Origin of the sequence: Streptomyces sp. NPDC058880 (assembly GCF_042742535.1) — a bacterium.
In the GTDB taxonomy this organism is placed as follows: Bacteria; Actinomycetota; Actinomycetes; order Streptomycetales; family Streptomycetaceae; genus Streptomyces.
Map to the genome: position 1 here is coordinate 71,111 of NZ_JBHYMC010000029.1, position 9,931 is coordinate 81,041.

A 9,931-nucleotide genomic window follows, 5' to 3' on the forward strand; every position below is an offset into this window, starting at 1 on the left:
GAACGCCATGCCCACCGACACGGACCAGGTGGTCGCCGCCCTGCGCGCCTCGCTGCTGGACAACCAGCGCCTGCGGCAGGAGAACCGGCGGCTCCGCGACGACTCCGCCGAACCCATCGCCATCGTGGCCATGAGCTGCCGCTACCCCGGCGGCGTACGTACCCCGGAAGACCTGTGGGAGCTGCTGCTCAAGGAACGCGACGCGGTCTCGCCGTTCCCCGACGATCGCGGCTGGGACGTCGAGGGAGGCTTCGACGCCGACCCCGACGCCCCCGGCACCTTCTACGTCCGCGAGGGCGGCTTCCTCCACGACGCGACCGCCTTCGACCCCGGCTTCTTCGGCATCTCCCCGCGCGAGGCCCTGGCCATGGACCCGCAGCAGCGGCTGCTCCTCGAAGCCTCCTGGGAAGCCGTGGAACGCGCCGGCATCGACCCGCTGACCCTGCGCGGCAGCCGCACCGGCGTCTACACCGGAGTCATCAACAGCGACTACGCGTCCCGGCTCGGCCGGGTGCCCGACGAACTCGAAGGCTTCCTCGGCACCGGCACCATCCCCAGCGTGGCCTCCGGCCGGATCGCCTACGCCCTGGGCCTGGAAGGCCCGGCGATCACCCTCGACACCGCCTGCTCATCGTCCCTGGTCGCCGTCCACCTCGCCTGCCAGGGGCTGCGCTCCGGCGACACCACCCTCGCCCTGGCCGGCGGCGTGACTGTGATGTCCACCCCAGGCCTGTACGTCGGATTCAGCCGCCAGCGCGGCCTGGCACCCGACGGGCGCAGCAAGTCCTTCTCGGCCACGGCGGACGGCGCCGGCTTCGGCGAGGGCTTGGGCCTGCTCCTGCTGGAACGACTCTCGGACGCCCGGCGCGCCGGGCACCCCGTACTGGCAGTCATCCGCGGCTCGGCCGTCAATCAGGACGGCGCGAGCAACGGGCTGACCGCACCGAACGGTCCCGCGCAACAGCGCGTCATCAGCGGGGCGCTCGCCCATGCCGGACTCGCCCCGGACGAGGTGGACATGGTGGAGGCGCACGGCACCGGCACCACCCTCGGCGACCCCATCGAGGCGCAGGCCCTGCTGGCCACCTACGGGCAGGGCCGGCCCGCCGGCCGGCCGCTGTGGCTGGGGTCGCTGAAGTCCAACCTGTCCCACACCCAGGCCGCCGCGGGCGTCGGCGGGGTGATCAAGTCGGTGCTCGCGATGCGGCACGGCACGATGCCGCGCACCCTGCACGTGGACCGCCCCTCGCCCCGCGTCGACTGGACCGAGGGCGCCGTCGCGCTGCTCACCGAGGCCACCCCCTGGCCCGAGACGGGACGGCCGCGCCGGGCGGGCGTGTCCTCCTTCGGCGCCAGCGGGACCAATGCCCACCTCATCCTCGAAGAGGCCCCATCTGCCCCGGCCGGCTCGACAGACGCCACCGGCACGCCGGTTGACGAGCCCGGCGAACCGGTACCGGCACCCGCCGCCGTCCCCTGGGTCCTCTCGGCGCGTACGCCCGGGGCGCTGCGCGGCCAGGCGGCGGCCCTGCACGAGCGGGTGGTGGCGGAGCCGGGGCTGAGCGCGGCGGACATCGGCCACTCGCTGGCGGCCGGGCGTTCGCGCTTCGCGGAGCGTGCCGTGGTGGTGGGGGCGGACCGGGGCGAGTTGCTGGCCGGGATCGCCGCGCTGTCGCGGGGTGCGGCGTCGGCCGATGTGACGACCGGCAGCGGACCGGTCCCGGGCCGCACGGTGTTGGTGTTTCCGGGGCAGGGGTCGCAGTGGGTGGGGATGGCTGCGGAGTTGTTGGCTGGGTCGGTGGTGTTTGCGGGGCGGATGGCGGAGTGTGAGCGGGCTTTGTCGCCGTTTGTGGATTGGTCGTTGGTGGAGGCGTTGGGGTCGGGGGAGTTGCTGGGGCGGGTTGATGTGGTGCAGCCGGTGTTGTGGGCTGTGATGGTGTCGTTGGCGGAGGTGTGGCGGTCCTATGGCGTGACGGCCGATGCGGTGGTGGGGCATTCGCAGGGTGAGATCGCGGCTGCGTGTGTGGCGGGCGGGCTCAGTTTGGAGGATGGGGCCCGGGTGGTGGCGTTGCGTTCGCGTGCGGTGGGGGTGTTGGCGGGTCGGGGTGGGATGGCGTCGGTGCCGCTGCCTGCGGACGCGGTGCGGGAACGTCTTGCCGGGTGGGCTGGTCGTCTGTCGGTGGCGGCGGTGAACGGACCGTCCTCCACGGTGGTGTCGGGTGATGCGGACGCGGTTGCGGAACTGGTGGCGGAGTTCGTGGAGGAGGGAGTGTGGGCGCGCCTGATCGAGGTCGATTACGCCTCGCATTCTTCGCATGTGGAGGAGATCCACGAGCAGTTGCTCGCCGATCTGGAGGACATCACCCCCCGCTCCGGCGCTGTGCCGTACTACTCCAGCGTGACCGGCGGCCTGCTGGACACGAAGGCCCTGGATGCCGAGTACTGGTACCGCAACCTCCGGCAGACCGTCGAGTTCGAGCGGGCGACCCGCGCGCTTCTCGCGGCCGGACACCGCGTCTTCATCGAGTCCAGCCCCCAGCCCGCCCTGATGTACGGGATCGAGGACACGGCCGCCGACGCCGGCGCCCCCGAGACGGTGGTGCTCGGCACGCTGCGGCGCGGGGCCGGAGGGCCCCGCCGGCTGCAGCTCGCCCTCGCCGAGGCCCACGTCAGGGGCCTGTGGGTCGACTGGCAGGCCCTGTTCGAGGGCACCGGCGCCCGACGGGTCGACCTGCCCACCTACGCCTTCCAGCGCCGCCGCTACTGGCTCGACTCCCTGCCCGCCGACCGCGACCCGGCGGCTACCGGACAGGCCGCGGCGGACCACCCGCTGCTCGGCGCCGCCGTCGAACTGCCCGAGGAAGCGGGCACCCTCTTCACCGGCCGGCTCTCCCTGGCCGTCCACCCCTGGCTCGCCGACCACGCCGTCGCCGGATCCGTGATCGTGCCCGGTGCAGCCCTCGTGGAACTGGCCGCGCACGCGGGCCGCAGCCTCGGCTGCGCCCTCGTGGAGGAACTGACCCTGGCCGCACCGCTGGTGCTGCCCGGCGACGCCGCCGACGACCACGCCGTCCAACTGCGCGTGCGGGTCGGTGCCGACGACGGCACCGGCCGGCGTCCGGTGGAGTTCCACTCCCGGCCCGAGACCGCCGCCGACCAGCCCTGGACCCGGCACGCGACCGGCACCCTCGGTCCCTGGGACCCCTCGGGCGACCAAGCCGACCAAGCCGACACGCCGGGCGCGTGGCCCCCGCCCGGCGCGGTCCCCCTGGACGTGGAGGCACTGTACGAGCTGCTCGAAGTCCGGGGCGTCGCCTACGGCCCGGCGTTCCGTGGCCTGAACGCCGCCTGGCGCGCCGCCGACGGCATCCACGCCGAAGTGGCCCTGCCCGACGAGCTCCCCGGCACCGGACCCGCCGGCTTCGGCGTGCACCCGGCCCTCCTGGACGCGGCCCTCCAGACGACCGGCCTGCGCGAAGGCGCCGCGACCGTCGAGAACGCCGACGGCGTCCCGCTGCCCTTCTCCTGGCAGCGCGTCGCGATCGACACCTCCGACGCGCCGGTCCTGCGCGTCCACCTGCGCTCCGACGGCCCCGACGCTGTCACCGCGCGGATCACCGACCCCTCCGGGCGCACCGTGGCGACGGTCGGTTCGCTCACCCTGCGCACGGCGTCCGCCGCCGCGCTGCGCGCGTCCTCGGGTTCCGTCTTCCACGTCGGCTGGACGCCGGTCACCGCCGCGAGCGGCCCGCGCCCGGTCACCCGCTGGGGCCTCCTCGGCCCGCGGGACGAGCGGCTGCTGCCGGACGGCTTCCCCGTCGAGCCCCCGCCCGCGACCCCCGACGCGCTGCTGCTGATCTGCCCCCCGTCCGCCGGCAGCGGGACCCCGGACAGCCCCGGCGCGGACGCCCCGGGCCCGGACCCCACGGCGGTCCACGCGGTGGCGTCCCAGGTCCTCGACCGTCTCCAGGCCCACCTGGCCGACGACACCACCGCCCGTACGCCCTTGGTGGTGCTCACCCGGGGCGCGACCGGCCCGCTCGGCACGCAGCCGCAGTCCGCGGACCTCGGCGCGGCGGCCGTCTGGGGCCTGCTCAGGGCCGCACAGCTCGAACACCCCGACCGGTTCGTGCTGCTGGACACCGAAGGGCCGGATGCGGCCGGTCTCGCCGACGCGCTGGCCGGCCTCCTCGCCGCGGGCGAACCGCAGGCGGCCCTGCGCGATGGTGTCCTGTACGCGCCCCGGCTGATCCGGCCGTCCGCCCTCGCGGCCATCGCCCCCGTGGCCCCGGCCCCCGAAGCCCCGTCCGGATCCAGGGCGTTCGGCTCGTCCGAGGGGACGGTGCTGCTGAGCGGCGGCGGCGCCCTCGCGGCCGTCCTGGCGCGCCACCTCGTCGCCGCTCACGGGGTGCGCCACCTCCGGGTGCTGAGCCGCCGCGGCGCCGACGCCCCCGGCATACCGGAGCTGGCGGCGGAACTGGCCGCGGCCGGCGCCGAACTGACCGCCACCCGGTGCGACGTGTCCGACCGCGAGGAACTGGCCGCCGCCCTGGCGGACATCCCCGCACGCCATCCCCTCTGCGCCGTCGTCCACACCGCCGGAGTGCTCGACGACGGCCTGCTGGAGGGGCTGACGGGGGAGCGGATGGCCGCGGTACTGCGCCCCAAGCTCGACGCGGCCCGGCACCTCGACCGGCTGACGCGCGGCGCGGACCTCTCGGCGTTCGTCGTGTTCTCCTCCGCCGCGGGCGTACTGGGCAGCCCGGGCCAGGCGTCCTACTCGGCCGCGAACGCCGCGCTCGACGCCCTCGCCGCAGAACGTCGACGGCTCGGGCTGCCCGGCCTGTCCCTGGCCTGGGGGCCCTGGGAGCGGCAGAGCGGGATGACGGCGGAACTCGACGGCGCCGAACGGCGCCGCATCGACCGGCGTGGCGCCCGCGGCCTCTCCGACGAGGAGGCCATGGCCCTGCTGGACGCCGTGTGCGCCGCGGACGCCTCCGACCCGGGAGACGGCAGCCCCGTGGTCCTGGCCCACCTCGACCTCACCGTGCGCGGCGACGGCCCGGTGCACCCGATGCTCCGCCCGCTGGTCCGGCGCCGTCCGGGCGCGGCGGCCGGAGCGAAGGGGATGCCGGGAACGGCCGCCGCGGCCCTGCGGCACCGGCTCGACACTGCCGCCGACGCGCAGGAGCGGGAGCTGATCCTGAGCGAACTCGTCCTGGCCCAGGCCGCCGAAGTCCTCGGCCACGCCGATGCCGGAGCGCTGTCCGCGACGGTGCCGTTCCTCTCGGTCGGCTTCGATTCGCTGACCGCGGTCGAACTCCGCAACCGGCTGGCCGCCGTCACCGGCCTGCGGCTGCGCCCCTCGGCGGTCTTCGACAGCGGCACCCCCGCCGAGCTCGCCGCCCGCCTCGCCACCGCCGCCACCGAGGGCACCGCCAGCCCCGGACCCGCAGCCCCTGACACCGACCACACCGAAGACACGGGTCACACCGAAGACGCCGACCCCGCAAGCGTGCTGTTCCGGCAGGCCTGCGCGCTCGGCCGGATCGACGAGGGCATCGCACTGCTCAAGAACGCCTCCGCGCTGCGCCCCGCGTTCCACAGCGGCGACGACCTCGCGGCAGCCGGCACGGGCCCGCGGATCCTGCGGCTCAACGAGCGCGCCGACGCCCCCGTGATCGTCTGCTTCGGCTCGATCGTCGCCCTCGGCGGCGCACACCAGTACGCCCGCTTCGCCGCCCGCTTCCGGGACCGGTACGCCGTCACCGCCCTGGACGCCCCCGGGTTCACCCCTGAGGAGGAGCTGCCCGCCGACATGTCCGCCCTCGTGCAGTTCCAGGCGGCGACGCTCCTGCGCGAACTGCCCGGACGGACGCTGGTCCTGGCCGGCTCCTCCTCGGGCGGCACCCTCGCCCACGGGGTCGCCGCCGAACTGGAGCGCCGCGGCGCGGGCCCGGCCGCCGTCGTCCTGCTGGACACCTACCTGTCCGACAACCAGGGCATCACCCAGTTCAACGACGTTCTGCTGGGCGGGATGTTCGCCCGCGAGGACCGCGCAGCCCCGATGGACGGCACCCGGCTCACCGCGATGGGCGGCTACTTCCGGCTGCTCGACGACTGGAAGCCCCCGGCGGTCCGCGCCCCGGTGCTGCTGGTGCGCGCCTCCGCGCCGCTCGGCCGCCCGTCCGCCGAGGCGGGCGACTGGCGCTCGTCCTGGGCCACCGCCGACACCGTCGTCGACGTACCCGGGGACCACTTCTCGATCATGGAGCAGCACGTCGCGACCACCGGCGACGCCGTCGCCGACTGGCTCGGCGCCACCCTCCGCACACCCGGTCACCTGTGAAGGCGACGACCCCCGCACGCGAAGAGAAGCAGGAAGAAGGAGCGCCAGTGACCACCGATCCGTACGAAGAGCCGCCGATACCGCACGCCCTCACCGTGCTGGGGGCCGGAGTGATGGGCGTCGGCATCACCGTCCTCGCCCTCGGGCACGGCTTGCCGGTCCACCTGGTCGACGTGGACCAGGACCGGCTCGACCGGGCCGGGGACCGGATCGACTCCGAACTCCGGTTGGCCGAGCTGATGGGCGCGCTGCCGGCCGGCACTCCCCTCGGCACCCTGGTCGCCGACACCTCGCCGAAGGCCGCGGCCACGGCCACCGCCGTCATCGAGGCCGTCACCGAGAGTGCGGCCACCAAGGCCGCCGTACTGTCCGAGGTCTCCGCCCTGGTCCGGCCCGGCACCCTGCTGGTCACCAACACCTCCTCCATCCCCGTCGATGAACTCGCCGGGGCCGTGGAGCGGCCGGAGGAACTGGTCGGCACCCACTTCATGAACCCGCCCTACCTGATCGGGACCGCTGAAGTGGTCCGCGGCGCCCGCACCGGCGATCCTGCGATGGCCGCCGTACGGTCGCTGCTCGGGGCGCTGCGGCGGCGGGCCGTGGTGGTGCGGGACGCGCCGGGATTCGTGACCAGCCGGATCCTGCACCCGATGATCAACGACGCGGCCCGCGTCGTACAGGAGGGTACGGCGACCGCCGAGGACGTAGATGCCCTGATGCAGGGCTGCCTGGGCCACCCCACCGGACCGCTGCGCACCGCGGACCTGATCGGCATCGACAACCTCGTCGACTCCCTCAGGGTGCTGCACGAACGGACCGGCGACGACGGCTGCCGCCCCTGCGAGCTGCTGCTCCGGCTCGTCCGCGAAGGCCGGCTCGGCCGCAAGTCCGGACGCGGCTTCTACGACTACACCTGACCCCACCGCACCGAGGAGACAGCCATGACCACGGACAACACGCCCGACACCCCCGACACCCCCAACATCAACGACCTGGAGAAGGAGCTCCTGGGCTTCCTCGAAGGACACACCGGAACCCCCTGGGACGCCGACACCGACCTGTTCGGAGCCGGCGGCCTGTCCTCCCTGTTCGCCATGCAGGTGGTCGTGCACTTGGAGAAGACGTACGCGATAGCCGTTCGCGGCGCGGACCTGCGGCTCGACAACTTCCGCACCGTACGGCGGATGGCGGAGCTGGTGGACCGGCTGCGCGTGCCCGCCACCGGAGGCCTGCATGGGTGAGGACCTGAACGCCGCCCGCACCTCCGTCACCCTGCGGGTCGGCGACCGGGCGGGGGAGTGGGACCGCACCGGCCTGATCCCCCTCGACCTGCTCCGCGAACTGGGCGCCGAGGGCCGGCTGTGCGCCGAAGTCCCCGAGCAGTACGGCGGCTGGGGGCTGAGCAGCCTGCGCAGCGGCGCCTACACCGCCCACGTGGGCGCGCTGTGCAGCTCCCTGCGCAGTGTGATGACCTCCCAGGGCATGGCCGCGTGGACCATCCAGCGCCTGGGTACCGCCGAGCAGGCCGCCGCCCACCTCCCCCGGCTCACCGGGGGCGGGCTGGCGGCGGTCGGCTTCAGCGAGCCCGCCGCCGGCAGCGACCTTGCGGCGATGCGGACGACCGTGCGCCGCGACGGCGACTCGGTCGTCCTGGACGGCCACAAGAAGTGGGTGACCGCCGCCCACTACGCCGACCTATTGGTCATCGTCGGCCGCTACGAGGACGGCGCGGCGGCCGTCGTCGTGCCCGCCGACGCACCCGGCGTCCGGATCGAGCGGATCGCCGACCCGCTCGGCTGCCGCGCGGCCGGACACGCCGACGTCCACCTCGACGGGGTGCGGCTGCCGGCCGACAGCGTCCTGGGTGGATACGGCCTGCCGCCCGCCCTGCTGGTGACGACCGCACTGGCCTACGGGCGGATGTCCGTCGCCTGGGGCTGCGTGGGCATCCTGCGTGCCTGTCTGGCCGCGGCAGCCGCACACGCCGCCGGACGCGAGCAGTTCGGGAAACCGCTCGGCGAGCACCAGCTCGTCGCCGGGCACCTCGCCGACCTCTACACGGCCGCGCAGACGGCCACCCTGGCCTGCGAGCACGCCAGCCGCTGCTGGGACGAGGGGTCGCCCGACCAGGTGGTCGCGACCGTACTCGCCAAACACGTCAGCGCGACCCAGGCCGCCCGGGGCGCGGCGACGGCCGTCCAGGTACTGGCCTCGGCCGGGTCCCGGGACGGGCACGCGGTGGCCCGGGCGTACCGGGACGCCAAGCTGATGGAGATCATCGAGGGCAGCAACGAGATGTGCCGGCTGATGCTGGCCCAGCACGCCCTCTCCGCCGCGGTGACCCCGTGACCGGGCCCGCGGACGACGAGCCGAGGAAGGCCGACATGGCAGCGACGGTCAAGTGCCTGGTCTGGGACCTGGACGACACCCTCTGGCAGGGAACCCTGCTGGAGGACGGCGAGGTGCACCTGCCGGAGGAAGTGCGCAAGGTGGTGATCGAACTCGACTCCCGCGGCATCCTCCAGTCCGTCGCGAGCCGCAACGACCACGAGCACGCCTGGGCCAGGCTGGAAGCCTTCGGCCTGGCCGAGTACTTCGTCCTGCCGGAGATCGGCTGGGGCGCCAAGTCCGATTCGGTGCGCCGGATCGCCGACCGGCTGAACTTCGCGCACACCACCATCGCGTTCGTCGACGACCGGCCCGCCGAACGCGCCGAGGTCGCCTTTCACCTGCCCGACGTACGGTGCTACCCGGCCGAACAGGTCCTCGCCCTGCCCGACCTGGCCGAGTTCACCCCCGCGACCAGCACCGTCGACTCCCGGCGGCGCCGCCAGATGTACCAGGCGGGCTTCCGCCGCGAGGCCGAGCGGGCGGCCGCCCCCGGACCCGACGAAGAGTTCCTGCGCTCCCTGGACCTGCGGATGCGCATCGGCCGGGCCACCGGCGAAGAGCTGTCCCGGGTCGAGGAACTCACCCTGCGCACCAGCCAGATGAACGCGACCGGGGTGCACTATCCGGACGCGGTGCTGCGCGGTCTGATCAGCGACCCCCGGCACGAGGTCCTGGTGGTCACCCTCACCGACCGGTTCGGGCCGCACGGCGCGGTTGGCGTGCTGCTGCTGGAGCGGCACCCGGGACTATGGCACCTCAAACTGCTCGCGACCTCCTGCCGGGTCGTCGCCTACGGCGCCGGCGCGACCCTGCTGAACTGGCTGGCCGATGCCGCCGCCCGGTCCGGCGTCCACCTGGTGGCGGACTTCCGGGCCACCGAACGCAACCGGATGATGGAGATCGCCTACCGCTTCGCCGGCTTCGAGGGCATCGAGGAGAACCCGTGCCCGTGCGCCGCCGGCCTGGAGACGCTGGCGGACCAACCGGGTCTCCAGCGCCTGCACCTGGCCCCCGGCCCCCGCACGGTGTCCACCGTCATGAGCGTGGACGCACCCGACCTCACCGAGCCGGAAGGAGGCCCGGGAGCGGGGGGGGCGCCCCCGCGGGCCCCCCGCCCCCCCGGCCCCGCCCCCCCCCCCCCCCCCGCGGGGGGGCGCGGGGTGCCCGCCGCCCACACCCCCCCCCCCCCCG

At 74.6% G+C, this 9,931-nt stretch carries 5 protein-coding genes; all 5 read left to right on the top strand.

Going from position 1 to position 9,931, the window contains the following annotated elements:
- The first annotated feature begins 7 nt into the window (after positions 1-7).
- Complete coding sequence (locus ACFW2G_RS18430; RefSeq protein ID WP_384584587.1) at positions 8-6,349, top strand: type I polyketide synthase; 6,342 nt, start codon at positions 8-10, stop codon at positions 6,347-6,349.
- Positions 6,350-6,396: 47 nt separating this feature from the next.
- Positions 6,397-7,266, top strand: a complete 870-nt coding sequence (locus ACFW2G_RS18435; RefSeq protein ID WP_384456111.1) for a 3-hydroxyacyl-CoA dehydrogenase family protein — start codon at positions 6,397-6,399, stop codon at positions 7,264-7,266.
- 24 nt (positions 7,267-7,290) lie between these two features.
- On the top strand, positions 7,291-7,590 hold the full coding sequence (locus tag ACFW2G_RS18440; RefSeq protein ID WP_384456108.1) for an acyl carrier protein: 300 nt from the start codon (positions 7,291-7,293) through the stop codon (positions 7,588-7,590).
- Entirely contained in the window at positions 7,583-8,698 is a 1,116-nt protein-coding gene (locus ACFW2G_RS18445; protein ID WP_037917636.1) for an acyl-CoA dehydrogenase family protein, read from the top strand. The genes ACFW2G_RS18440 and ACFW2G_RS18445 overlap by 8 nt, the downstream gene beginning before the upstream one ends.
- A gap of 35 nt (positions 8,699-8,733) precedes the next feature.
- The coding region (locus ACFW2G_RS18450; RefSeq protein ID WP_384680979.1) for an HAD-IIIC family phosphatase at positions 8,734-9,931 on the top strand (1,198 nt) is incomplete at its 3' end.

What these genes read in the sequence shown, in the direction of transcription:
- ACFW2G_RS18440 (WP_384456108.1), top strand. Translation starts at nt 7,291, where the DNA reads ATGACCACGGACAACACGCCCGACACCCCCGACACCCCCAACATCAAC.
- ACFW2G_RS18430 (WP_384584587.1), top strand. Translation starts at nt 8, where the DNA reads ATGCCCACCGACACGGACCAGGTGGTCGCCGCCCTGCGCGCCTCGCTG.
- ACFW2G_RS18445 (WP_037917636.1), top strand. Translation starts at nt 7,583, where the DNA reads ATGGGTGAGGACCTGAACGCCGCCCGCACCTCCGTCACCCTGCGGGTC.